The following is a 24,276-nucleotide window of genomic DNA, read 5'->3' on the forward strand; positions in this document are numbered from 1 at the left end:
GTGAAATAGGCGAGAAGACCGCGGCGGGAACCAACTTCCCGCCGCACACTCCGCATAATCGTGGGCTCCGCATAATTGCGGTTATGTGGTGCACCACATAACCGCAAGGGTATCGATGGCCTTGTTGCGCTGGTGCGCGATGCGGGCTCGGATCCGTTCGACGGTGCGCTTTATGTATTCCGGGCCAAAAGAGCCGACAGAATCAAGATCGTGTGGTGGGATGGCTCCGGCGTGTGCCTCTATTTGAAACGTCTCGAGAAAGCGAAGTTCTGCTGGCCGCGGATCGGGCATCATCGGGTGCAGCTGAATCCCGCGCAGTTGATGGCCCTGGTGGATGGGATGGACTGGAAGCGGGTCCGGACCATGGCGGTCAAGCCGCCGGAAATTGTTGGGTAAAAGCACTGCGGCGAAGTGAATCAACGGCCTGAAAGGACGAGAGAACCGGAGCGAAATGTGCTCTGGTCGGGTCAATGTCGCCGCCCGATCTCAGCCTCCCGAATGACGTAGAGACGCTGAAGGCCATGGTTCTTGCCATGGCCGAGAAAGTGGCTCGCGCCGATGCCTTGGCGAGCGAAATCGCCGATCTCAAGGGCCGCAACGCCGATGCCGATGCGCGCATCGAGCGGCTGACACAGATCCTGAAGGCCTTCGACCGCGCCCGGTTCGGCCGAGGATCGGAGAAGCTCGGCTCGGCGAACGGCGACGATGAACAGCAGGCCTTAGTCTTCGAGGAGATCGAGATCGGCATCTCTGCGATCAAGGCTCAGGTCAGCAAGGGGCGTGCGCAAACGGATGGCACGCGTGCACCGCGCCGGCGCAAGGGCTTTGCGCCCCATCTGGAACGGATCGAAACCGTCATTGAGCCGGAAGAGCTGGCCGTGCATGCCGGTAAGCAGAAGGTGCTGATCGGCGAGGACGTGTCGGAGCGTCTGGATGTGGTGCCGGCGAAGTTCCGCGTCATCGTCACGCGCCGTCCCAAGTATGCCTTCAAGAACGCGGACGGCGTGATCCAGGCGCCGGCCCCAGCTCATATCATTGAAGGAGGCATTCCGACCGAAGCCCTTCTGGCCCAGATCGCCGTCGCCAAATATGCCGACGGCCTGCCGCTCTACCGGCAGCAGGCCATCTACGCCCGCGATCGTGTCCAACTCGACCGGCAGCTGATGGCGCAATGGATGGGCAAGCTCGGCTTCGAGCTCGAGATCATGGCCGACTACATCTTCAGCGAGGTCAAGAAGGCCGAACGGGTCTTTGCCGACGAAACTACTTTGCCAACGCTCGCTCCGGGCTCCGGATCGACGAAGACAGCCTATTTGTGGGCCTATGCCAGGGATGACCGAACCTTTGGCCGCAGCGGTCCGCCGATGGTGGCTTATCGCTTCGAAGACAGCCGCGCCGGCGAATGCGCGGCCCGTCATCTCAATGGTTATCACGGCATCCTGCAAGTTGATGGATACGCCGCCTATAACAAGCTGGCGCGATCCGATCGCGGCAATGACGGCGTCACATTGGCTGGCTGTTGGTCACACAGCCGGCGCAAGTTCTACGAGCTGCATGTTGCGGGGAGCTCAGAAGTGGCAACGGCGACGGTCGAGCGGATGGCGAGGCTCTGGCAGGTCGAGAAATCCGTGCGCGGTCAAAGCCCTGACACCCGCGTTGCCGCGCGCCAGCTGGCCTCCGCGGCGATCGTCGCAGATCTCTTCGGTCTCTGGCAGCAGACCTTGCGGCGCATCTCCGGCAAATCAAAACTGGCTGAGGCGATCCGCTATGCCGTCTCGCGCCGTGCCATCTTCGAACGCTTCCTGACCGATGGTCGCATCGAGCTCGACTCCAACATCGTCGAACGCGCCATCCGGCCACAAACAATCACGAGAAAGAATAGCCTCTTCGCGGGCAGCGACGGCGGCGGACGAACCTGGGCGACCATCGCAACACTGCTGCAGACAGCGAAGATGAACAACGTCGATCCGTTCGCTTGGCTCACCCTAACCCTTCAGCGTATCGCCAACGGCTGGCCAAGCAGTGAAATCGACGCGCTTATGCCATGGAACCACGCCGCCTGACGGCCTCAGCTTGCCGCTTACGGTACATCGGTGCCTGCAAGCGACTGTGGCCAACATGCAGAACCGATGCGGCATCGACTAGCCGAAGCAGCTCGTCGGTCGAGTAGACATATGGCGTTTGTTGCGGTGGCAGCTTCGGCACGCTCGTCGGGAGGGGCGAGGCACTGACATAGTCCCTGGCGATCGCGAACCGATACAATCCGGATAACACGCTATGCTTGAGCGCCCACGTCGCATTGAGCGGACCTGCACCCCGCAGGAACTCCGCCATGTTCTGCGCTTGGATCTCGTCCATGCGAACGTCTCCCATCGCGGGCAAACTGCCTCAGCAAGCGGTGCGCCGATTCGAAGCGCATGCCCAGCGACAATTGCAGGGAAACATTGGCGTCGATCACGTCGATCAGCTTCATCACAGATCCCCCAGGTCGAAGCCACCGACTTCACGAAGGGCTGCGAGGGTGACCTTCGCGTATATGCTGGTGGCCGATGTGCTGCGATGACCCAGGTGGTCGCCGATCTCCTTGAAGGATAGGCCATCAGCAACCGGGCGCGCCGCGCAGGCGTGACGCAACGCATGCGGGCCGCGGTGGGCGATCTGAACGCTGAGGGTCAGCAACCTGGGACTAACGACGCCATAGATTGCGCCGGGCGTCGGTGGTTGCCCGGGTGACTGCAGGTCGATGAAGATCTCCTGGTGCCGTGTATTGGGGCGGACAGTATCGATGTATCGGGCGAGCGCTTCAGCGACCGACCCAACCAGCGGGTATGCTTGCAGTCCTCGACGCTTCAGGCGAACAGGCGGATGACGCGGTGGCCCCAGTCCACCTGGTCAAGTCGCAAAGATGCAACCTCGCTGGAACGCATCCCATAGATCGCCAGCAACATCAGGATCGCGCGATCGCGCACGTGGCGTGGTCGGTTTGTCAAAGTATCTGCCAACATCCTCTGTACATCGGACCACGGCGGCGCGAACGGCAGTGACTCCTGCTGATAGATTCGAGGACCGCGGATCGCTGCGGCCGGGCGCGGGGCACGCCCCTTCAGACGCTGCATGGCGGAGAAATACCCGCAACGCTCCCGCATTGCTGGCTGTAGAGGTGCGAGACCAACGCTGAGTTCCTGCACTGATGAGGTAGTGATCGACGTCGCTTGGTCTCAAGTTAGACAGCTGTTGGTTGGTTGCCGAGGACCACTGAAGGAACTCTCGAGCCCGGCCTTGCCACTGCTGGAACGGAACCTCGATCACCGGCTCGCGCGACCATTCGCGATATCGGAGCCATGGCCGGGCAATGTCGATCAGTCTCCGTCCGCCACATAATCTTGAATGGCCCGCTTCGTCCCAGGCGAGCACAGTAGCGGCGGCACGGTAAGGCCGCGCGACATCACCAAGGCGGGCAGTTCGATCGCGCGGGCCGTACTGTGTGAAGCTGCTTGGAGCTATCTTACCACGCCGAAGGTCGGGCAATGGAAAGAGCATTGCCCGCCAGTTTCACAAGATATCGCTGCTCTGGCCTGGAAGCGCAGCTACGTCTGCACAAGACCTATCGGAAGCTTACCGCGCGCGGAAAACGCTCAGTCGTCGCCACCGCTGCAGTTGCGCGGGAACTGCTCGGCTTCATCTGCTCCATCGGCCAGCGCGTCCCGCTAGGCGCGTAAACGACCACGCATCCTACGATCCGCATCAGCGCGGACGCCGAGCGCGGCCAATCCCCGCACAGGAGTCTGAGCGACCGTCGAGAACACTCGGCGTCCTCACCCGTGCGGATCGTATGCATTAAACATCCACGTCCCAAAACGGGCGATCGGGTAGCTGAATTCAAAACAGTTGACAAAGGCCATAGGAGATGAACTTGCCTCGATCCAGACGCTTGGCGTTGAGACATGCCAAGCCCGTCATGCCAGAGGAGCTTGACCAGATCGCCGCGGCGACCGCGGAAGATGTAGAGATCACCAGCATGAGGATCGCGCTTCAGGCTCTCCCGGGCCGCAAGCGCCAGGCCTTGCACGCCGCGGCGCATGTCGGTGTGGCCGGTGGCAATCCAGACCCTGATGCCGCTCGGGATCGGGATCATCGCCGTCTCGGAAGCTCAAGAACTCGCTGCAGCGCCTCGTGTCCACGTCCCGGTCAACGCGCACGCGACAGCCGCCGCCAAGCTCGATCTCGATAATGCCGGCCCTTGGACGTTGCGCAGAGACAGCGGTTGTGGCACGTCACTCGAGATCGGAGCCGCCGCAGGCGTGATCTCAACCGGAACAAGCGCCGGCGCGGTATCCGCGCTCAACTTGCCGTCGCACGCCAACCGGCGCCACGTGAACAATTGGCGTGTCGACAGCCCGTTGCGTCGTGCCGTGACCGACACCAGACGCGGCCCGCCATAGCTCTCGGTGACGATCCGCTGCTTTTCTTGCAATGTCCAACGGCGTCGAGCGCTCGTCGAGACGACTTCAAGTCGGGAAACCTTCGGCATAGGCATATGGTCAGTCATACGCCTATGTCTTCATCCTCCATCGAACCGCGCAAAGCGGTCACCGCCGGAGCGATACACCGCAAGTTACGAAAGCGCGGAATCTATCGCGTTCGAGAAGGCGCTAGTCGGCGTCACGCGGACGGTCACTCTTCATCAAAGGTCCGAAGGTCCGGCTGCCTCCAGACCCGCCCCGCCGCGCTCGAGCGGTCTAGCGTCGCGGACGCTGTCCGCGCTGCCGCGAAACTGCAGCGCAGTCTGTTATCGTCGTTCACTTGGTCAATTGCGGATGGGGCGATTATTTATGGCCATGGGTCTAGAATCGGCACGCTCTTGATCAACGCAAAGGCCGGAGTAGTTTCTGCGTCAGTTGTGTGCCGGGACGCGACAGCTTGCGGCCTGGTCAACTACCAACGTTAGCAATTGATCGAGATGACAGGCCCCTGGCAAGCATAGCCTCGTCAAATCGCTCATGTCACACGTCACCTGGTAGCCATTCGCTTGAAGAGCGGTGTCGATTGGTGCGGACTTTGACGAATACTCCCTGGACGTTCCGATCTAACGTTTAGCTCGAACCTGCAGAATACCATGATGAGTGAGATGGTCTTGACCGATAAACATTATTCCCCTTATCGACCAAGTCTGGAGCGGACAGGCTGTCTAGCCGGCAATATCTTTCTCCAGGGCGAATGAGAGTTGGGTCTGTTCGAGGCCCGTACGAATAGCAAGCCAAGGGCGAGATGAGTGTCGACTGATTGGAGAAAAATGGGAACGTCGTGAAAAAGTGAAATGCAAAAAGTCTCCTCCGGACTGCTCAGCGATAGAACCTGGAGCTGCAATCGTACGCGCGCCAGCGCTTCTCCATACCAGAAAAATCAGTTCCGCGGCTGCGCGCCTGACGGTGGAATGTATACGATCTTTACCTGTTGCGATCGCGTCACACCGCCCGAGGTGGCGCCAACTGCCGACGAAGGCGTCGACTTTCTCGGCACTTGGGTTACCTACCCGGCAAGTTTCTCTCGCCGATAACATCGGTCCACCACATCGGCAGCTCTGAAACCAGACGTGGACCAGGACTGACCAAGTTCGCTATTCCGTGCTTATTGGCGGCACCCTCACAATCGCACCTGTGCCTTACAAGGATTACCGAGGCGGCACTATGGGGCGGTCGATCCTAGCCCCGCATTTGGGTGCGCTGACATCCCAAAGAGCAACCCGATCGTCTGTGTTTTATATCTCCCGCCCAATCATTCACATTAAGAAACACGCGACTGGCTTGGTAGCGTTGCGCCCCACTGCCGACCCCGAGGATAGGGCTGCTATGCAAACGGACAGCATCTGCGAGCACATCACTTTAAAACGGTTTTCCCTTCGTGATCCGTCGAGATCGAGCCTTCTTTCCGATCTCACACTGATGCTCAACGGTATCGAGGGCTTATGCTGCAACAGTTTTTTAACGCGGTCGACCTCCGCACGTTCAGCGCCGCTTCCAGCAAGAGAAGTTCTAGGCCGGGGGCGATGTCCTTCAGGCGATTGGCCACCTCGCGGACGCAAAGCATGACGAGAATGTGGTCTTGAGAGATGCTGGTGGACATTCTTGTCACCGGCTGGTGGACCGTGCAGAGGTGTGTTCAAGCCCAAAGGACGACCATGAAGCTCACCAACAAAGATCGCCAATTGCTCACGTTGTTGCAACGAAACGCGCGCGAACCGATCGCGTCGCTGGCGCGTCAGCTGGGTGTTTCCCGCACCACGCTCCAAGAACGCATCAAACGGCTAGAGACGAGCGGCGTCATTGACGGGTATGTGCTACGCCTTGGCAGATGTCTAAGCCAAAACACAATACATTGCTTTACCCTGGCAGTTGTGGCCAACAAAAGGTATGCCGATGTGGAGTGTCAATTGAAGGTCATTCCGACCGTGCAGGCGGTGTATGTAACAGCAGGTGATTGGGACCTTATTATCCATGTCGTGGCCGAAACGCTTGAGCAATTGGGCGTAGAGGTCGCTAGGTTGAACGAGATCGATGGCATTATTCGAACCGTATCTCATATAGTGATAGGAACGAAGTTCGATCGCAACGTCTATCGAGATAACACTCGGCCGTAAGCGGCCAGGTCTGACGCGGAGCACGCCGTCGACGGGGGGATGCCATACATAAAGACGATGATTATTCACCTCTCAGAATGCAAAAGGTAGCATCGCATAGAAATCAGTCCGGCGCGACGCACCCGGATTAAAAGCTTGATTGGATCATAGTCGGCAAACGCGGTCGGCAATCATCTTGATGACAGAAGAACGCATGAGTCGAGATGGCCCGTCGAACCCACTAATTGTCCATGCTGAAGTTTATGCTGGTGCAAGACGGGGCCCAGAGCACGATGCGCAGCCCCTTTTTGGAAGAGCAGTTATCGGTTTATGAAGACGCATAGGTAGGCCTTTCGGTCGATCTGTTCCGCACGATGTCAGCCTCTCGGACGTACGAATGGAAAGCGAGCTTCGGTCTGACTGGCCCCCATATGTGGAACGGCCCGCGAGGCAAGAGCGTTTTCAGTCGATTTCACACATTGGGACGGTGCGGTCATATGTCCGGCCTTTGCGCGCGGCACAATATGGCCGCTGGCCTCGATGAGATCCGCGGAACGAGGAGCCAAATCAAGTTTACGCGCTTGAGCGCACTGGGGCAGTGGCTTCACTCGTTTCGGGATTCGTCCCAAGGGTGCATCGCCTGTTGTTGCACCTTGCCCTCTACCGTCCTGCTGGACGAAGCGTATGGTCTTTCGGGTCACCGCTTCGCTGATGGCCTCTGCGTCCGTCACATCCGTTTTGCCTCGCTTTACGAAGGGTTTGACATAAGCCGGCGGGAAGAGCCGCACCTCATGACCGAGAGCTGCGATCTCGCGCGCCCAATAATGGGCACTACCGCAGGCTTCCATCCTCACCAGGCATGGTGGCAGTTTCTCGAAAAAGCGCAGAACCTCGCTGCGCCGCAATTTCCTGTTAAACACGGGCGAGCCCTCCGGATCCGCGCCGTAAACCAGGAAAACGTGCTTGGCCAAATCTATCCCGATGGTGCTAACCTGTTTCACGGAACGGACTCCTTTGTGGCGTTCGAACAATGACCACGTTCTAGCACTTTGATGCGGTTGGAGCGGGCCGTTCCACCACATCAAGTTTTATCCAGTCCTGAGTTCGCCCTGGCTGGTGGATTTACCCGAATGGGCGGTGGTAGCGACCGGAGCTGGTGCGGAGCCATGGGCATAGCGCAGCGCCAGATCCCGTCGCGGGTTGCAGGTGAACGCGAAACTCAGATGGTGTTTTCCATCCGAGTCGCAGTGTGGTCGTGCCTCGTTATAATCGGCCCGCCTGCATCCGAGCGCAACGCGGGCCTGGGCCAGCGACGTGAACAGCATCTCGTCCAACAGTTCATCGCGCAGTCGGCCGTTGAAGCTTTTCGATGAAGGCATTTTGCATGGGCTTGCCCGGAGCAATGTAGTGCCATGCCACGCGGTTCTGATAGGCGCATGTCAGGATGGCGTTGCTGGCGAGCTCGCTGCCGTTGTCGCTGACCACCATCTTCGGCTTGCCGCGCTCAATGATCAGCCGGTCAAACTCCCGAGCCACCCGGGCGCCGGAGAGCGAGGTGTCGGCTACCAGCGCCAGGCACTCGCGGGTACAATCATCGACCACGGTGGGATACGGAAGCGGCGACCATCGGTGGGCTGATCCGATACGAAGTTGAGCGACCAGCGGTCGTTCGGCGCCATCGGCACCGTCATCGGCGCCCGTGTCCCGATGCCCGCTTGCGACCCCACGGCGACGCACCGTTAGCTTCTCTTCCCGGTCGAGCTGGAACAGCTTCTTGTGGTTGATCACATGGCCCTCCCGCTTGAGCAGAACGTGGAGGCGCCGATAGCCAAAGCGGCGGCGCTCCTGGGCGATCGCCCTCATGCGCTGGCGAACGCCGGCGTCGTCCGCCCGGGTCGTCTGGTATCTCATGGTCATGCGACCAGCCGATGGCTTTACACGCCCGCCGTTCGCTCATTCCGAAGGCGTCTCGGAGATGGGCGATAGCTTTCCGCTTAGCCGCGGGCGTCACCATTAATGGGATGGTCCGCCCCGTCCTCCTCTCTCATTATAGGAAGGTCAGATCAAAAGAGGAGAGTATCATGGCCCATCGCAATGCTCTGGTCCTTTGTCGTGGGCCAGAACGAACTTCAAACTGGAGTAGACCCGCGGGGCAAGGTCAAGATCAATGCAATTTTCTACGAAGATGATCCACAGTCATAACTTTAATCTGAGAGCGAGATCGAACTCACTTAGTTTGTGATTGCTGCTCGGCGGCCTAATGCTGCGACATAGCGCCCAGAATCGGTGCCACCATCCGTTTCAGAAAGTGAAAAAGCAATGCTCACTGCTCTCTGGCCTCCGACCTCAAATTAGAGATTTCAATCGAAATCTGTAATCATTCCGCTTTCGATCACCAAGCTGATCGTCACTGTCGGCCTACGCCGTTGGTCCCATCTGATCTGGTAGCTGCCCAAGTGATCTCGGTGGTGATTTAACCTGTCCGGTCCAAGCGAGGCTGGTGGGCTGCCCGTAAGATGTTCCGAAGCTCCACCGCGGCGTTGAGCTCGCCGGGCACCGGTCCGTCCCACGCATCCAGGCGCTGGGGTGCATGCTTGGGAGATTAAATGGAGAATGAAATGCAAAAGCGGACCCCGCTCTCCGATGATGGTCGGCCGGCCGGACATCTTCGGAACACCGCTTATATGATCAATAAGAGCCGTCCGTATTTTGACGCAGCCCATGAGGCTGGTCTCATGGCCGTCCATGGACGTTCCATGACCGGACGCGCCTTTGTTTTGGGTTCCGGTCCACTTGAAGGTCGAGCGGAAAAAATTGATTTCGTGCGATGTTCCTATCTTGGCTTGGACAATCATCCTCTGATCATCGCTGGCGCGATCGACGCAATCGAGGCGCATCGGTCATTGCACTGGTCATGCGCACGAACGCGCCTCAATTTCGATCTACTGGCAGAGCTTGAGGCGACCCTGTCGGAGATGTTCTGCGCATCCGTGGTCGCCTTCTCCACTGTCATGCTCGCCAATCTGGGTGCGATGCCCCTCCTTTCTTCGGGGCAATTGACGGGCGGAAGAAAGCCGCTTGTCGTATTCGACCGCCTTGCGCACATATCGCTGGCCTATCACAAGCCAGTGGTCGCTGATGAAACGCGTTTGGAAACGACCGAGCACAACGACATCGACGCTCTCGAGCGCTTGTGCCGCGAACATCCAGTGGTTGCCTACGTATGCGATGGTATTTATTCCATGGGGGGGAACGCGCCCATCAAGGAACTGCGCCAACTCCAGGAACGGTACGGGCTCTTTCTCTATATCGACGATGCTCATGGAATATCGATCTTCGGACGCCAAGGTGAAGGATTTGCTCGCTCTCAATTTCCGCAGGTGCTGGGTGACCGCACGATCATAGTAGCCTCGCTGGCTAAGGGCTTCGGCGCATCGGGCGGCATGGTGATGCTTGGAACGGGCGACCAAGAAGCTCTGTTTCGACGGTACTCAGTTCCCTATGCGTTTTCGGTGCCCCCCAATCTGGCGGCGGTTGGTGCGGCGCTTGGGTCTTGCAAGATTCACCGCTCGGCAGAACTCGGCGATCGGCAGAGGCGGCTAGCGCAACGTATCAAGGTCTTTGATCGTCATGTTGCAACCGCCCAGCAAGGAAATGCATTTCCCATCAGAATGATTGCAATAGGATCGGAAACCAAGGCGATTGCAATCGCCAAAAAGCTTCTCGATGCCGACTTCTACACTTCGGTGACGTTCTTCCCAACGGTCGCGCAAGGAAAGGCGGGGATTCGGGTGTGCATTACGGCCGATCATGAAGAAAATGATATTGAGCGATTGTGCGACTGCATCTTGGAAGCAGTGGCAGAGACAACCGGAAAGCCATACCCTCTGAGGTGATGTGATGAATCGGCCGATGAATTCATGTAGCAGCCCGGTACGGTTGCTATCAGGTTATACCGAGAAGGCTGATGAAAGCGCATCAAGTCTCGATCAATTGTTCGACGCCGAAGGATTCTCCGGACCGCTTGGGCCAATGTTCTCGACGGGGCGGTGCTCGCTCCTTACGCGGTTTGCGACAGTCCGACTATGCTGAAGCCAGCAAAACTCAGTGACCAAGGCGACCGGCGCGTTGCGCTTGTGACCGGAGGAGCGCGCGGAATTGGATTGGAGATCGTGCGCCGGCTCTTGGTCGATGGCTATCGCGTCGCTTTTGTGGCGACAAAAGCGGAACACGTGGAGCGGGCGCTTAATCTTCTCGGTTGCCCGGAAGATCGGCTCTATGCTGAGAGGATTGATGTAACGCGACACAACGATGTGCAGGGATTTGTTGACCACATCCGGGAACGTTGGGGCGAAATAGCGATTTTGGTGAACAATGCGGGCATCTCGCCCAAGCGCGTGGACCAAAATGCACCTTGGCTTTCGCAGACGTCCCTAGATGAATGGGCGCGGGTCATCGATGTCAATCTCTACGGCCCGTTCATTCTCATACGGCTCTTGGCGCCAGCAATGATCGCGAAAGGCTACGGACGCATCATCAATATCGGGTCACTCGCCGGGCGTGCCATGCCGATGATCGCAGGCCCGCATTATGCCGCGTCGAAGGCGGGACTGGTCGGATTAACCCGGGCTGCTGCGCGGGATCTCGCTCCACACGGTATTACGGTCAATTGTATCTCTCCTGGACGGGTTCTCAGCGATCTGACTGGACCACCTGAGGCCGCGGTCAACCGCTCCGCTCTCAGCAGGATTCCGGTCGGCCGTTTTGGAACTGCTGAAGAGGTGGCGCACGTCGTGACCTTTTTGGCCTCGCCGATGGCGGGCTTCATCACCGGGGCAACCATCGATATCACGGGCGGCGAGTTTGCCGCGTAAGCCAATGCATATCGCATTTGATCGCCGACAGCACAATATGGCTGCCTCGCTCCGGCTCACGGCATCCTCGAATGCCACGCAGCGTCAAAACAGCATTCAGTCGCGCGTGAACATGAAGAACGTGAATGCGACCGGAGTTGATAGGCCAATCGGCGGCGGGTCCCCTCGTGGTTCGGTTTGATGCCTTCTTCTTTGCAGCAGGGGCGCCCAGCAGCGAATTCGGCGGCGTGGAGAAGGCCTCCGTGCGGCTTGCCCTCCGCAAGGAGGAGACAGAAGAAGTCACCGATCTGTCCCCTTAGCTATTTCGAGGTGAGAAGTTGCGGGGCTCTAGGCTGACGGCACGTCAGTATCGCTGTTCGCGAAAGATCAACGAGGTCATCGGTGCCCGAAAGATGCCAATGTTCGATCAATGCTTGTGTGCGCTGGATCGCGTGCCGGCCCCGCCGCTAATCGCCTGGTAAGACGCGCCGCGCTTGCCGCGCCAAACTGGCCTCCGTTGCGGGCAAGTGACATCGCGGAGTATCAGATGACAGGGAAAAATGGAGCCCTCGATGGAAGTGTTTACGCATCTGCGAGTCGTCGAGATAGGTAGCTCGGCCGCGACCAGCTATTGCGCGCGGTTGTTTGCCGACTTCGGCGCCGATGTTCAGAAGGTCGAGCCGCCAGGTGGAAATCCACTCCGCGGTAGTGCGCCGCCTTCTTGCCAAAGCGCGTGGTTTGCGTTCCTGAACTTCAACAAGTCAAGTGTGGTCATCGATAACAACAACCCCGACGCGATTTCGCAGCTGACGGCATTGATCGAAGATTGCGACATTTTGATCGATGGCCGCGATATTGATCCCGCAGATTGCCCTTCCATTGATATTGCCGCGATTCGCCAGAGACTTCCCAGGTTGATTTACCTCGAAGCAAGCTGGTTTGGCCGCCAGGGACCCTATGCAGGATTCGCCGCAACCGATTCGACGGTCCGCGCGCTCGCCGGCCTCATCAAGCTGGCTGGACCAGTAGAGGGCCCGCCATTGCACGCACCGGATTTCCAGACTGGTATCCTGGCCGGTCTGTGGGGCTTCATCGCCGCGGTTTCTTCGACGATTCCGGAAGAACAAGGCGGTGGGAGAAGATGGTCGTGGTCGCTCAGTGTTTTTGAATCGAGCCTCGTTCTGAGCGAATATCAGATGTTCGAGGCGTATGAGCGCGGGGACGTGATGCGACGGATTGGCATCAACCGCTTCTGGCCGAACTTTCCGGTCGGCATTTACGAGACCAAAAATGGCTGGCTCGGCGTCACGACGATCACTCCGGCACAATGGCGCGCGTTCTGCGAAATGCTCGATCTGACCGAATTGTGTGACGATACGGCTCTCCTTCTCGGCGCCGATCGTCTGCAACACATGGACCGGATCGAACGACAGTTCATCCCGAGGTTGAAAACGCGGACAGCACACGAGTGGTTTACGGAAGGACTGAAACGCAAGATCCCGATCGTGCCGGTGCCAGAAATGTCCGATCTGCTGCAGGATGCGGAGAAGAGGGAGCGCGGCGCTATCGTGCCCGTCCTGCTTGGCAGAGAAGAGGGCTCGACGGCTGGCTCGATGCAGCGGCTGACATCGACGCCGCCGCGCCGGGGCGGCAAGGTTCCGGCTCCCGGCGAGCAGCAGCACTTCTCCTATGCGCGGAGACGTCTCACTGGCGCTGCCCCGGCGTCGCCCGGCCGCATCGATTCCTGCGCGCCGCCACTGCAGGGAATTCGCGTTGTCGATTTCTCGATGGGGTGGGCGGGTCCGCTATGTACGCGCACTCTGGCTGATCTCGGTGCCGACGTCATCAAGATAGAAGGCATCCAGTATCCGGACTGGTGGCGTGGCGTTGACCGACGAGCTGCTTACATTGAGGACCAGATGTATGAAAAGACGGCGCGCTTCTGCATGGCGAACCGCAACAAGCGCGGTATCACACTCGACCTGACGCGGCTGGAGGGGCGCACTCTTGCCAAGCGGCTTGCCGCGCGAGCCGACATTGTCGTAGACAATTATTCGGCCGATGTGCTGCCGAAGTTCGGGCTTGGCTACGACGTGCTCAGCATGCTCAATCCTCGCCTTGTCATGATGTCGATGTCAGCCTTTGGCACGAACAGCGTCCGGCGCAGTTGCCGAGCCTACGGCTCGACTCTCGAACAGGGCTCGGGGTTGCCGAGTGTGATTGGAAGTCACAATGGGCCACCCGCGATGAGCCACATCGCCTTCGGGGATGCCGTCGGCGGGTTGAACGGCTGCGCCGCAGTTCTAGTTGCGCTGATTCACGCCCGCACCAGCGGGCAGGGTCAGTTCATTGATCTTGCGCAGATCGAATGCATGATGCCCTTTGCAGCTCCATGGATCACTGCCCATTCAATCGACGGTGCGCCACCGGTCAAATACGGTAATCGACATCCAGAGTTCGTGCCGCATGGCTGCTTCCGGTGTGCCGGTGAGGACAACTGGATCGTGGTAGCCGCGACCAACGAGCACATGTGGCAGAGGCTTGCCGTTCTTATTGGTCGACCAGATTGGGCCACAGACGTGACGCTGAAATCTGCGGAAGCTCGCCGCGATATCGAGGAGTTGATCGAGAGGGCGATTGAAGACTGGACGATCACCCGCGACGCGGACCAGGCGATGTCCGAGTTGCAGGCCGCAAGGATTGCGGCCGGCGTGGCCCGCCTGCCAATTGATCTGCTCAGCGATCGGCATCTCAGGTTGCGCGGGTATCTGCAAGAAGTCGACCGCGCATTCATTGGCTCGCATCCGCAGCCGTCAATGCCTATTCGGGAAGGTGAAGGACCCTATGCAATCCGCAACCCGGCACCGACGCTTGGACAACACAGGGCTTCTTGAGCTCTCCGACATTGAGATCGCGCACTTGGCTAGGGACGGTATCATCGGTACGGCAATGCTTTCGGAAGGGGAGCTCGCTGAAACAAAGACGGTATCGCCAGGCCGATAAAGTAACCTTACATCAGATTGACGAACTCTCAGGCAGCCGGCGGGTTTGAAATTTATAGTGGCGCACTGTTCAGTGCTCCGCAGCAGTTCCGAACACTACCCCACTGCATGGACTTCATCGGCGCCAACAACGTTGATCATCGGCCGTCCTTGCGCCGATATCGCCCGGACCGCTGGATGGCAACAAAACGCGGTGTACACTTAGGAAACGGTACGAGTCATGCGCTGAGCTGCGTGCGGTGCAGCTACACCAACCGTCAAGGCGCGTGCCGCATGTCATAGCCGGGCGAGTTTACGTCAAATTCAGACTATACGATCCTTAAAACGAATACGCTTGCTCGTGCGTGTGCCGGAAAGAGCGAATCCAAGCCTGCTTCCGACTGCCGAGTAGCCGATGCGCGATCTCCAAGGCGACAAGCGGCGAATACGGTTTCGCGCCGCGCGGCAGGCAACGCGACCTTGCGATCTCATACTTCCATCCGGGCCAAGCGTTGGCGTACGACGGAAATTTAGCTACGTAGCGAGAGCGCTCTCGATAGTCGAAGGCACTATTCTCACCAGAGTAGGTAGTATCTCGATCTATTATTGGTGTGTACCGTCAATTAGCATCTCGCCGTACACGGTTATGATGAAGCTTATCTGAGGGCACCCGCCCAGTCCGCCACACACGCAGTCGTCATTTATGCCACTCCCCGCAATCCCGAATCTGCGATTCCGGCTCACGCGCCCGGCGTGCCTGCCAGCAACCTTGCGACCATCGGGGCTCGAAGATACATGGGAGTACCGAGCAATGTAGAAAGTTGAGGGCATAAGCCGAATGTCGGCGGTTCGGCACGAAGCGATTTTCAGGTCGCCGCGATGCTCAAATTGGCTCGATGTCACCCCAGAGAGACCCTCCGGCACTCCCGGAAGCCGAACAGCAAGGCCCGAAAGTTGTGGCACGCGACGGTTGTTGGTCGGCCCACTCAGCAAAAGTGGCAAAGAAATCGAGGAGGATATTGTGAACCAGGAGATTGCAGGTTCCAATACGGCGACTGGATTTCTGAGCGCTGGGCAGCGGTCCAACGAAAACTTTGTCCGGGCCCAAAAGGTCTTCCCAGACGGTACCTCGCGAGTAACAATTGAACGAAATCCAACCCCGCTCTACATCGAGCGTGGGATGGGCAGCTATCTGTTCGATGCTGATGGCCGCCGGTTTCTCGACCTCAATTGCAACTTTACGACGTTGATCCATGGACATGCCTTCGGGCCCGTGGTGGAAGCGCTAACGCATCAGCTCCAGCGCGGCAGCTGCTTCGCAAATCCGACCGAGAGCGAGATCGAACTCGCTGAACTACTTTGCGGCCGCATTCCGCAGGTTGATCGTGTTCGCTTCGTCAATACGGGAACTGAGGCCGTGCTGTTTGCGATCAAAGCTGCGCGGGCCTTCACCGGACGTTCGAAGCTTGCCAAGCTCGAGGGCGCCTACCATGGCGCCTATAACTGGGTCGAGGTCAGTCAAGCAGCGACACCCGACAATTGGGGGGACGCAATTGAGCCCAAGTCGACGGCGTTCTATCGGGGGATGCCTGTGAGCGTGCTCGACGAAGTGGTTGTGCTGCGTTTCAATGATGTTGAAGGGGTGCGCCGCTTGATATCATCGAATGCGCACGATCTTGCCGCCGTCATTCTGGATCCGATGCCGAGCCGCGGTGGCCTCGTTGCGCCAAAGCCTGACTTCATGGCTGCGGTGCAGGAATCTGCCCGCGAGAACGGCATTCTGGTCATTGCTGATGAGGTCCTCAATCTTAGGCAGAGTTTCCAGGGTGCTTCCGCCCGTTACGGCCTTGTTCCGGACCTCATCACGATGGGCAAGATCATCGGTGGCGGGTTGCCGATTGGAGCAATCGGCGGTCGCGAGGACGTAATGAAGGTATTCGATGCTTCAGCAGGTCGGCCGCTGCTTCCGCAAGGCGGTACGTTCTCCGCCAATCCACTATCCATGACAGCGGGGCTAGCCGCAATGCGGCATCTAGATCCTGCCGCTTTTGCACATCTGGAGATCCTTGGGGACATTGTCCGGGACGGGATTGGTCGGACCCTCTCGAACCGGGGCGCGCCGCTGTGTGTCACCGGAGCCGCCTCACTCTTCCGCATTCATCCGCGGGCAAAAACTCCGAATGACTATCGCGAGGTCTATCCCACGCCTGCCGGAGCAACTCTAATGAAGGAGCTCACGCGTTTCTTTGCAGAAAATGGCGTTATCCTACCGCAGGCTGCCGCATCGATCTCGACACCGATGACGCGCGCCGACGCTGAGTTCATCGTGGATGTGTTCGCAGGCTTTATTGACAGCCATCATGACATGCTAGACTCGATAGAGGTACGCAAATGACCGCACTGTCTCGGCAGTGCTTTTCGACATCATGCCGTTAAGATGATCTTCGGTCAGAGTCTACCGTCCACGGTGATTCCGGCTGGCGAAGCGGGCCGGCGATATCCAGGTGGGACAGTAGCGGCGATGAGTGGTCCATCGGCTGATAGTGGGTCGTTCGGACTCCGCTGCACACGTTGAGCGCCCGACCAGGACCGCGTCGTGAGGCGCTTGGCAACCTCGATCCAAATGCAGTCCGATCCAATGCCTGATGAAGCGATACACCTCAGCCGCGCTCGCGACGTCTCGACCCTGACCAGCTCCCATTGAACGAGCGCTACCGTCGCGCCTTTGTTGAGTTGCAATCAATGGGCCGATATCGATAGCCTGAGTTAAGGGTCGAAGGCGCGCCCCAACCTGACGGCCTCGCAGAAAGGACTTCAGAATTCCTTCCGGGATATGACCATGGGTGAACCCACGCGGCGACAGCGGTCGACGAAGATCCGGCTTGGTTCCCGTCCTCTTGGCGCTGCTCGTGAGAGTCCCACAGCCAACCTGCATGCTTACATAAGGGCGTGGCGGTCTGTTTTCGCGGGGGTCCAGCAAAGCTAACTTAACCTTTCTCAATTGCGCCGATTTGTTAGACCCCGCGCCTCGTGCTGACTGTGGGAAAAAACGAGTTCGATCTCGCTAGGTACCTCGAGGATAGCTTCTGGATGTTGGCCATTCTCACAGAGTGCGTATTTGAGCGCTTGCGCGCGGCTCGCGAACAGGCCACCAAAAATACCATTCTATTCGCGGACGACCCAGTTGCCAAAACGATTCTTGCCAACAAAGACGTTCGAGCTCGTGGAGCGTTCGGAAGGATATTCGACAAGCTTCATGACCAAATGTCCATGAGTTTGCAGCTCCATCGTTTGGAAATCACCGCGCTGAAATCGGTTCGCTGCAGAGCACGAGCGGACCGATTGCCTACGTGTTTTGGTGCCGCGAGACCATCGCCGTTTCGGCTGAGATAGATGAGCTGGAACGGCTCGCCTAGCGCGGCCGCCTCTGAGTTGTCCGCTAACTTCTAGCAGCATCGCGCTATGGTGCCGCTTCTGATTAAAGCTGCTGCACTTTCCTTGGGCTCATGAAATGCGCAACGAGCACTACGCCGAAGTTCGCCGCCGCAGCGCGGCCAAGCGCAAACGGCGTCATTGCCATCGGGATTGTCAGCCAAGCTCGTCGGCTGGCGCCTCCAGGTACGACCGCGCCGGTTCCGCGACGTACCGTCGTGGTATTTGTGAGTGCTGTTGGATACATGGATTACCTATCGGACTTGGCATCTGCAGCTCCGTTCTTAGATCGCGATTAATGAATAGCGGGATTCGTTCCCTTTGTTAGAGAGCCCTCAGGATTGTAGTCATCTGGCACGATCGTTGCTGATCGCGGTCACCAATTACGGCGCTTTAGCTGCGAACCGGTCGTCGATCTCGATGGCGAAGTCTACAGACAAACACGAAGCGACACCCGCTACCAATTCTAGTGAGAAAGATCGCTTTCGCCTTCGCTGGAAACGAGGAAACGCGCCCTGCCGTCATTTGCGGCAATTGCGACATTGATGTTTGCCGCTTGGGCAGCAAGCGCAAACCCCGTCATCGAGGAGTGCTATTTCGTTTTTCGACGTGAACGTGCCGGCTTGCGACCCTTACGCAAGGTCTTTGGCGGCGCCGCACCTTTGGGTGGTTGAAGAAAGAATTCAGACAAATGAACATCAAGCGTTTCTGCGATGCGCTCGAGAATATCGATTGTCGGGTTCTCCGATTGCTGCTCGATACCGCCCAAATAGGAGCGGTCAACCCGTGCATCGTACGCCAACCCCTCTTGCGAAATACCGCGATCTACGCGGATCCGGCGCACATTCCAGGCGACAAGCGCACGAGCTTTCATGCGCTAAAGCAGCCATTCTGACGGCCATCAAACCACTGGCTATAACCGGCCTATTGCGGTAGGTTCGCCTCGAATACAGATCAGCAGAGCCCGCGCGTAAGCTAAGTGAAAGTGCTGGTACTGGATCCAGACGTCGCTATGTCGCGATGGGTGAGCCAATGCTGTCGAGTCATGACGAGAAACATCCGATGTCGACCTCTTGATTCGGGCCGACGGCGCCGCACGCAGGACGGCAGTTCTGCTGATCGCGCTCTGAGCGTATGACTGCGATCAAATGCATTCTGGCGGTTGTCGGAGTGAGCGAAATCGAAGGGAACGACGGGAATAACCGCTGCCAGCCGCTAATTGGCTTTGGCAAGGAATGTTCCTGCAGACCGCGACAATCGGTTCTCTACGAAGAGGCTCTGAATACGGCTACTCTCGCTTAAATCGATGCTTCTCAATCTGATAGGACTTTCGGACAGTGCCGCCCGATCCCAAGATCGCAGATACCGCGCCTAACGCGCCCCAGCTCACGCCGTATGACGAGCAACATGCCGTCACCTATATGCGTCTCCTGGATGCCGAGGCCGATAACGCTGATTGGCGCGAAGTTGCGCGCATTGTGCTTGGTATTGATCCTACCCTTGATCCGGATCGCGCTCGCCAGACTTTTGAAAGTCATCTGGCTCGCGCCAAGTGGGCGGCGGATCACGGATTTCGGCATCTCCTACAGCGCGGTTGGCCGAAGAGTGAGGAATGAGCGCGTTTGGAACGGACGTCACTTGTTGATGTTCGATCGCAAAATTAAATCGTCCCATCGCGTAACTGCATTGATAGCGAATATTTGCATCGGCACAACCAGAAATAGTCGCATTTCTCGGGCGGCAATCCCTTGCGTGCGTTAAAAACATACAGGGAAAGTAGTACGATGCCGGGTGCAGACTGGAAATCAGCGGAAGCCTATCCTGACGCCAAGAAAGCAGAAGCTGCGGACATAGCTTGGGAGTGGCTGCGCCGCAATTGCGGGTACCGAAGGGACTATATGGCCCTGGCCGCCAGCGAACGATCCGGCGTGATGGCGGACCACTTCCGACAGCAGTGGGGGCTGTCTTTTCGCAGCTGATCCGCAAAAGACGTTCGACCAACAAGCCATTTTCTGGGCGCCTGAAGTGCTGTCGACCGTGCTGTCCGTGCGCGCGGCCGTCCGCTCGACGGCGTCCAAACGGTACGATCTAGATTTCAGCAAGCTAGCGGGCAGCGAGCTTCGTTGCGCGCCGGATGGATGGCATGCCATCGTGGCGCTCGGAGGAGCGAAGCATCGCCTGTGGCTAAGCGAACTTCCATCGGGCGCCTCACCGGTTGCTGTCGACCTGCCGCTCGATCGCAATTTCGAGGTTCGTTTGCGGGCAGCTCATCGACTTTGGCTGGCGCTCGAACGGCGGCCCCTTGGACCACCTCCTCTGGCGCTGCCAATCTTGACCCGTCATCGGCTCATCCTCGCCTTGCGTGCAGTCGATGGATCGCTGGAAGGAAATAGCTATCGCGAGATCGCGCAAGGCCTATTCGGTAAGCATCGTATTCCCGATCGCGGCTGGAAAACAGACCATCTCCGCAGCCGGACCATTCGCCTAGTCCAGACGGGACTGCGTCTCATGCGAGGCGGCTATCGCGCATTGCTCCGCCGTAACCGCAAAGACAGGGGCGAGGGGTCCTGAGCTTTTGGTTAATGGTACGGTCTGAATGTCTCACAAGACGATTGTAGTTGGCCGGTTTGAAGGCGGAAAGGGTTCTGGCGGGGCGCGGTTAGCGTTCTGGACTGCGGGTTGGCCGCGGTACTTGCCAAAAAAAGTGCCTCCCCGTCGATCGGGAACGATCTGCATGTGCAAATGGACGCGCTAGCATTATTCAAAGCATCGACCGAACTTCTGCTATCTCCGAATACGCGGTTAGGTGGCTTCCGGAAGTGCGGCCTTTTTACAGAGCCGAGCGACCCATCGGCAAAAGGCACGAGCGACTTCGGGATTGTCACTTCGGTCCACCGCATAGGCCCGATACTGCATGCCGCTTGAAGTACGCGATCCCGGTATCACATGGAGCGCCCCCGTGCGCACGAGATCGCTGACAATGATTTCAGGCGCTACCAGCAGGCATTTTCCGGTTATGACGGCCGGCAAAGCAAGGTAATTATGATCGTATCGCGCCCCCGACTTGATGTCCTTTGCGGTCAGGTTCATGGCCCTGAGCCATGTGGGCAGTATGTCGGGCCGCGATGTGATGTTCAGAATTGGCATCGAACGGGCAGTTGCAAGCGTTTTTCCCATGACGTGATTTGGCGAGCCTACGCATACGAGCGTCTCATTGTGGATTGCCCAATCGTCGGCCGGTTCAACGACACAAAGATCGCGAGTAAGCAAGATGTCGTAATTGTCGGAGGATCTCGGCGGAGACAATGAACTGATCACATCAACGACTACACCGCCCATCTCAGCAGAGAACGCCTGGAGATTCGGAATCAGAAAGGAGTATGCGAAGGTGGAAAGAGACGTGCGGACCACGATTCGATTAGCGTCCGTTCGGCTTCTACGCCGCATTCTCTTCGCGGTGAAACACACTGTGTCGAGCGGTTCGGCAACGGCGTTCGCGAAGAGCCTACCGAATTCTGTCAATTCGCTCCGCCGGCCTCGCCGGTGTACAAGATCCGTACCAAAGTAGTCTTGTAACACAGCCAAATAACGACTGACCGAGCTCTGTGTCGTTCCCAATGAGCTCGCGGCACGCGTTACGCTTCCCTCGCGCGCAATGGTCACAAACGCCCGGATAGCATTGAGAGGCACGTCATCGTGTTCGGCAGCCATCTTCTGCTCCGGTAGCTTCTGGATTGTCCGCTGATTGTCACGGCGGCCCCATTGCCAGTAATCAATGCTCCATCACATTATTCGATGTGTATAGCCGGATTACCGCGTATAAACGATATCTCGCGCACAAAATCCGCCTTCTCCGGTACGGTTCGTGCGTCGGGCTCGCGAATTTCGATTGCTTTCGACGTCTTTTTAAGAGGCGGATCTCCAGGTGCCGGCAAGGGTGACCGATCGCCGATGTCGCAATCGACATCGAGGGCCGTCTAGATGACAGGCCCGCGACCTCTCAACAGCGTCAGGATTGCGCCCGGGCAGGGCTCGGTGCTGAGTGCCGTCGCAAAAATCTCGACCGTAGGTATCAAGCGCAGCGTTCAGCGAAGGAAGCGAGCTTCAGCCGCCTTAACTTCGTGCATATTCTGGATCCTGAAAATCTCATCCACCGGCACAATATCCTTGTAGACGTTCTGGACGCCGCCGTCAGCGATGATCCGGCGGAAAGTCTCCTGCATGGCGGTTGCAGCAGCACGGATGCCGTAATTGCCATAGATCATCATGCAAACATTGCCCAGCGCTTTGACCCGCTTGGCGTCGAGGTCAGGGTAGGCGTTTGGCACGATCACCAGCGGAACCGATCCGGTCCAGGCGCGCGAAAAGCTTTCGATTTCGTAAGGAGTCTTCCTTTTCGAATGGATCAGGATCATGTCCGCGCCAGCCTCCGCATAAGCGTGCGCCCGATGCAGGGCCTCCGCTTCGCCGAGGCTGGCGATCAAAGCTTCGGTGCGAGCGATGACGAGGAAATCCGGATCCGATCTTGCCGTGATGGCAGCCTCGATCTTTCCCTGGAATTCTTCAATGCGCAACAGGTCCTGACGGCCGTCGGCAACAAGGCTCGTCATTTTTGGAAAAGTCTTGTCCTCGATGACAACGGCGCTGGCGCCGGCCCGCTCATATTCCGTGATAGCGTTTATGACGTTGATCGCATTGCCATAGCCCGTATCGATATCGGCAACGATCGGCAGCCTCGTGCGTCCGGCGATCGCCCGCAGCATGTCAAGATGCTGTGTCATCGAAATCAGGCTCATGTCCGGCAGCCCATAAAGCGCTGACAGCTCGAAGCCGGACGCCCACAGTCCGTCAAATCCAGCTTCTTCCGCGAGAATCGCTGAAAACGGGCTGTGGGCGGCCATGATGTGGACCAGGCCAGTTTCGGCCATGCGGGCGCGCAGGCTTTTGGGGGACATCAGAAGATCTTTCAGGAAAGGGTCGCGCAGGCTGCAATGATACGGTCGCAAGCCCGGGTGAGCTCCTCGGGCGAGGAAGCATAGGAAATCCGGATATAGGGTGATGCCATGAAGCCGCTGCCAGGCACGACAGCCACGGCGAAAGCGTCCAGCAAATACATGGCAAAATCGGTGTCGCTTTCGATCACCTTGCCCTCCGGCGTGCGTTTGCCGATGACACCCGCGCAGGAGGGGAAAACATAAAAAGCGCCGTCCGGCACACGGCAAGAAAGCCCCTTGGCCTGATTCAGCTTGGCGACGACAAGGTCGCGGCGCTCCAAAAACGCGCGCACGAACTCTTTGATATGGTCCCGCCTTCCTGACAGTGCCTCGAGCGCGGCATATTGAGAAATCGAGCTGGTGTGCGAGGAGGTCTGGCTCTGGATGAGGTTCATGGCCTTGATCAGCGCCAGAGGTCCTGCACCGTAACCGACGCGCCAGCCCGTCATTGCGTCTGCCTTGGATACGCCGTTGACTGTCAAGGTGCGCTCGTAGAGGTCCGGCGCGACCGCGGCCATCGTTGCGAAGTCGGCGTCATAGGTGAGCTTTTCATAGATGTCGTCGGATAGCACGTGCACATGGGCATGCTCGCGCAACACCGCGGCAAGCGCGACCAAATCACTTCCGCTGTAGACCGCACCGGTCGGATTGCATGGCGAATTCAGCATCAACCATTTGGTGCGCGGCGTGATCGCCTTCTTCAACGCCTCGGAGCGCAACTTGAAGCCATCGAGTTCATCGCAGGCGACGAGCACCGGCTTGCCGCCGGCTAGCGCCACCATGTCGGGATAGGAGACCCAGCATGGCGTCGGGATCACAACCTCGTCGCCCGGATCGAGGCTGGCGAATAGTGCGTTGAACACAACCTGCTTGGCGCCACAGCCCACCGTGATCTGGTCAATACCGTAGTCGAGCCCATGATCGTGACGCAGGCTCTCGCGAATAGCTCCCCGCAGTGGCTTGATTCCGGCGATCGCCGTGTATTTCGTCTGCCCGTCGCGGATTGCCCGGATGCCAGCTTCACAGATAGCGGACGGCGTGTCGAAATCCGGCTCGCCCTGGCTGAGCGTAATCACATCGGCGCCCTGATCGCGCAGCTCGGCGGCGCGAGCCGTCATGACCTTGGTTTGAGAGGGGCGGACGACCGTGAGCCGTTCTGAAACGAGAGACAAGACACAATATCCTATGAGCTCGAATGAGCAGTTCGTGGGGATCTATCCGAACGTGAACGGCCAAACTAACCGGGTGATCGCGTCTTTGGATAAAATCATCGAAGATTGCGATAGCTGTATCGCTTCTTCGTGCGGCTCTGTGGGGCGCTCGCGCAGTGCTTTGCGTCGCAGCTTTTCCTCTTCATCAGCCTGCCAGGATCGCCGACCATCGCATGTTCGCAAGCTTAC

Annotated in this window: 20 protein-coding genes and 2 pseudogenes; 11 read left to right on the forward strand and 11 right to left on the reverse strand. The window is 58.4% G+C overall.

All coding sequences use genetic code 11. The annotated features are described in order from the left end of the window. Positions 1–75 precede the first annotated feature (75 nt). Both tnpB (AC5ZFO_RS23165) and tnpC read left to right on the forward strand, forming a co-directional pair. A complete protein-coding gene (tnpB, locus tag AC5ZFO_RS23165) occupies positions 76–396 on the forward strand; it encodes an IS66 family insertion sequence element accessory protein TnpB (RefSeq protein WP_496122584.1) in 321 nt (106 codons plus the stop codon). Between the two features lie 74 nt (positions 397–470). After that, a complete protein-coding gene (tnpC, locus tag AC5ZFO_RS23170) occupies positions 471–2,063 on the forward strand; it encodes an IS66 family transposase (RefSeq protein WP_496122585.1) in 1,593 nt (530 codons plus the stop codon). Here the strand turns inward: tnpC and AC5ZFO_RS23175 are convergent. From AC5ZFO_RS23175 to AC5ZFO_RS23185, 3 genes are all read right to left on the reverse strand, one after another. Beyond that, positions 2,038–2,358, reverse strand: coding sequence for a hypothetical protein (locus tag AC5ZFO_RS23175; protein ID WP_496122586.1), 321 nt, complete (start codon positions 2,356–2,358; stop codon positions 2,038–2,040). The two genes, tnpC and AC5ZFO_RS23175, sit on opposite strands and share 26 nt — an antisense overlap. A 114-nt stretch (positions 2,359–2,472) precedes the next feature. Continuing rightward, positions 2,473–2,883, reverse strand: a complete 411-nt coding sequence (locus AC5ZFO_RS23180; RefSeq protein WP_496122711.1) for a tyrosine-type recombinase/integrase — start codon at positions 2,881–2,883, stop codon at positions 2,473–2,475. Continuing rightward, positions 2,850–3,116 carry a tyrosine-type recombinase/integrase gene (locus AC5ZFO_RS23185; RefSeq protein WP_496122587.1) on the reverse strand — a complete coding sequence of 89 codons (267 nt, stop codon included), beginning with the start codon at positions 3,114–3,116 and terminating at the stop codon, positions 2,850–2,852. The genes AC5ZFO_RS23180 and AC5ZFO_RS23185 overlap by 34 nt, the downstream gene beginning before the upstream one ends. Positions 3,117–3,387: 271 nt before the next feature. On the opposite strand from AC5ZFO_RS23185, the gene AC5ZFO_RS23190 reads away from it, so the two are divergent. Continuing rightward, the gene (locus AC5ZFO_RS23190) at positions 3,388–3,711 is read left to right on the forward strand and encodes a transposase (protein WP_496122588.1); all 324 of its coding nucleotides are present in this window, start codon (positions 3,388–3,390) and stop codon (positions 3,709–3,711) included. Here the strand turns inward: AC5ZFO_RS23190 and tnpB (AC5ZFO_RS23195) are convergent. Further along, positions 3,605–4,135 carry an IS66 family insertion sequence element accessory protein TnpB gene (gene tnpB / locus AC5ZFO_RS23195; protein WP_496122589.1) on the reverse strand — a complete coding sequence of 177 codons (531 nt, stop codon included), beginning with the start codon at positions 4,133–4,135 and terminating at the stop codon, positions 3,605–3,607. The two genes, AC5ZFO_RS23190 and tnpB (AC5ZFO_RS23195), sit on opposite strands and share 107 nt — an antisense overlap. A 15-nt stretch (positions 4,136–4,150) precedes the next feature. Then, on the reverse strand, positions 4,151–4,549 hold the full coding sequence (locus AC5ZFO_RS23200) for a transposase (RefSeq protein WP_496122590.1): 399 nt from the start codon (positions 4,547–4,549) through the stop codon (positions 4,151–4,153). A 1,566-nt stretch (positions 4,550–6,115) separates the two neighbouring features. Here AC5ZFO_RS23200 and AC5ZFO_RS23205 point away from each other — a divergent pair. Further along, positions 6,116–6,637, forward strand: a complete 522-nt coding sequence (locus tag AC5ZFO_RS23205; protein WP_496122591.1) for an Lrp/AsnC family transcriptional regulator — start codon at positions 6,116–6,118, stop codon at positions 6,635–6,637. Positions 6,638–7,290: 653 nt separating this feature from the next. On the opposite strand, the pseudogene AC5ZFO_RS23210 reads toward AC5ZFO_RS23205, so the two are convergent. After that, a pseudogene (locus AC5ZFO_RS23210) lies at positions 7,291–7,617 on the reverse strand (IS110 family transposase); the annotation flags it as partial. Between the two features lie 87 nt (positions 7,618–7,704). Beyond that, positions 7,705–8,630, reverse strand: a pseudogene (locus AC5ZFO_RS23215) (IS3 family transposase); the annotation flags it as partial. Between the two features lie 592 nt (positions 8,631–9,222). On the opposite strand from AC5ZFO_RS23215, the gene AC5ZFO_RS23220 reads away from it, so the two are divergent. The 4 genes from AC5ZFO_RS23220 to AC5ZFO_RS23235 all read left to right on the forward strand — a co-directional run bounded on the left by AC5ZFO_RS23220 (position 9,223) and on the right by AC5ZFO_RS23235 (position 16,845). Continuing rightward, the gene (locus tag AC5ZFO_RS23220) at positions 9,223–10,512 is read left to right on the forward strand and encodes an aminotransferase class I/II-fold pyridoxal phosphate-dependent enzyme (RefSeq protein WP_496122592.1); all 1,290 of its coding nucleotides are present in this window, start codon (positions 9,223–9,225) and stop codon (positions 10,510–10,512) included. Between the two features lie 189 nt (positions 10,513–10,701). Beyond that, positions 10,702–11,490, forward strand: a complete 789-nt coding sequence (locus AC5ZFO_RS23225; RefSeq protein WP_496122593.1) for an SDR family NAD(P)-dependent oxidoreductase — start codon at positions 10,702–10,704, stop codon at positions 11,488–11,490. A gap of 551 nt (positions 11,491–12,041) precedes the next feature. Then, complete coding sequence (locus AC5ZFO_RS23230; protein ID WP_496122594.1) at positions 12,042–14,363, forward strand: CaiB/BaiF CoA-transferase family protein; 2,322 nt, start codon at positions 12,042–12,044, stop codon at positions 14,361–14,363. A gap of 1,108 nt (positions 14,364–15,471) precedes the next feature. After that, the gene (locus tag AC5ZFO_RS23235; RefSeq protein WP_496122595.1) at positions 15,472–16,845 is read left to right on the forward strand and encodes an aspartate aminotransferase family protein; all 1,374 of its coding nucleotides are present in this window, start codon (positions 15,472–15,474) and stop codon (positions 16,843–16,845) included. 1,629 nt (positions 16,846–18,474) lie between these two features. On the opposite strand, the gene AC5ZFO_RS23240 is transcribed toward AC5ZFO_RS23235, so the two are convergent. Then, on the reverse strand, positions 18,475–18,756 hold the full coding sequence (locus AC5ZFO_RS23240; RefSeq protein ID WP_354101746.1) for a helix-turn-helix domain-containing protein: 282 nt from the start codon (positions 18,754–18,756) through the stop codon (positions 18,475–18,477). A gap of 463 nt (positions 18,757–19,219) precedes the next feature. Here AC5ZFO_RS23240 and AC5ZFO_RS23245 point away from each other — a divergent pair, with 463 nt between their 5' ends. The 3 genes from AC5ZFO_RS23245 to AC5ZFO_RS23255 all read left to right on the forward strand — a co-directional run bounded on the left by AC5ZFO_RS23245 (position 19,220) and on the right by AC5ZFO_RS23255 (position 20,453). Then, positions 19,220–19,498 (forward strand): DNA -binding domain-containing protein, encoded by a 279-nt coding sequence (locus AC5ZFO_RS23245; protein WP_496122596.1) that lies wholly within the window; start codon positions 19,220–19,222, stop codon positions 19,496–19,498. Between the two features lie 168 nt (positions 19,499–19,666). Further along, positions 19,667–19,861: a transcriptional regulator domain-containing protein gene (locus AC5ZFO_RS23250; RefSeq protein WP_496122597.1), complete on the forward strand. Its 195-nt coding sequence runs from the start codon at positions 19,667–19,669 to the stop codon at positions 19,859–19,861. Positions 19,862–19,907: 46 nt separating this feature from the next. Then, the gene (locus tag AC5ZFO_RS23255) at positions 19,908–20,453 is read left to right on the forward strand and encodes a DUF2285 domain-containing protein (RefSeq protein WP_496122598.1); all 546 of its coding nucleotides are present in this window, start codon (positions 19,908–19,910) and stop codon (positions 20,451–20,453) included. A gap of 231 nt (positions 20,454–20,684) precedes the next feature. Here the strand turns inward: AC5ZFO_RS23255 and AC5ZFO_RS23260 are convergent, their stop codons facing one another. From AC5ZFO_RS23260 to AC5ZFO_RS23270, 3 genes are all read right to left on the reverse strand, one after another. Continuing rightward, positions 20,685–21,593 (reverse strand): LysR family transcriptional regulator, encoded by a 909-nt coding sequence (locus tag AC5ZFO_RS23260; RefSeq protein ID WP_496122599.1) that lies wholly within the window; start codon positions 21,591–21,593, stop codon positions 20,685–20,687. Between the two features lie 374 nt (positions 21,594–21,967). Then, positions 21,968–22,837 (reverse strand): isocitrate lyase/phosphoenolpyruvate mutase family protein, encoded by an 870-nt coding sequence (locus AC5ZFO_RS23265; RefSeq protein WP_496122600.1) that lies wholly within the window; start codon positions 22,835–22,837, stop codon positions 21,968–21,970. Positions 22,838–22,848: 11 nt separating this feature from the next. After that, positions 22,849–24,048, reverse strand: a complete 1,200-nt coding sequence (locus tag AC5ZFO_RS23270) for a pyridoxal phosphate-dependent aminotransferase (protein WP_496122601.1) — start codon at positions 24,046–24,048, stop codon at positions 22,849–22,851. Between the last annotated feature and the right edge of the window lie 228 nt (positions 24,049–24,276).

The organism is Bradyrhizobium sp. Unk1, assembly GCF_059512345.1.

What these genes read in the sequence shown, in the direction of transcription:
- tnpC (WP_496122585.1), top strand. Translation starts at nt 471, where the DNA reads ATGTCGCCGCCCGATCTCAGCCTCCCGAATGACGTAGAGACGCTGAAG.
- AC5ZFO_RS23175 (WP_496122586.1), bottom strand. Translation starts at nt 2,358, where the DNA reads ATGGACGAGATCCAAGCGCAGAACATGGCGGAGTTCCTGCGGGGTGCA.
- AC5ZFO_RS23185 (WP_496122587.1), bottom strand. Translation starts at nt 3,116, where the DNA reads ATGCAGCGTCTGAAGGGGCGTGCCCCGCGCCCGGCCGCAGCGATCCGC.
- AC5ZFO_RS23190 (WP_496122588.1), top strand. Translation starts at nt 3,388, where the DNA reads ATGGCCCGCTTCGTCCCAGGCGAGCACAGTAGCGGCGGCACGGTAAGG.
- tnpB (WP_496122589.1), bottom strand. Translation starts at nt 4,135, where the DNA reads ATGATCCCGATCCCGAGCGGCATCAGGGTCTGGATTGCCACCGGCCAC.
- AC5ZFO_RS23200 (WP_496122590.1), bottom strand. Translation starts at nt 4,549, where the DNA reads ATGACTGACCATATGCCTATGCCGAAGGTTTCCCGACTTGAAGTCGTC.
- AC5ZFO_RS23220 (WP_496122592.1), top strand. Translation starts at nt 9,223, where the DNA reads ATGGAGAATGAAATGCAAAAGCGGACCCCGCTCTCCGATGATGGTCGG.
- AC5ZFO_RS23225 (WP_496122593.1), top strand. Translation starts at nt 10,702, where the DNA reads ATGCTGAAGCCAGCAAAACTCAGTGACCAAGGCGACCGGCGCGTTGCG.
- AC5ZFO_RS23230 (WP_496122594.1), top strand. Translation starts at nt 12,042, where the DNA reads ATGGAAGTGTTTACGCATCTGCGAGTCGTCGAGATAGGTAGCTCGGCC.
- AC5ZFO_RS23240 (WP_354101746.1), bottom strand. Translation starts at nt 18,756, where the DNA reads ATGAAAGCTCGTGCGCTTGTCGCCTGGAATGTGCGCCGGATCCGCGTA.
- AC5ZFO_RS23250 (WP_496122597.1), top strand. Translation starts at nt 19,667, where the DNA reads ATGCCGGGTGCAGACTGGAAATCAGCGGAAGCCTATCCTGACGCCAAG.
- AC5ZFO_RS23260 (WP_496122599.1), bottom strand. Translation starts at nt 21,593, where the DNA reads ATGGCTGCCGAACACGATGACGTGCCTCTCAATGCTATCCGGGCGTTT.
- AC5ZFO_RS23265 (WP_496122600.1), bottom strand. Translation starts at nt 22,837, where the DNA reads ATGTCCCCCAAAAGCCTGCGCGCCCGCATGGCCGAAACTGGCCTGGTC.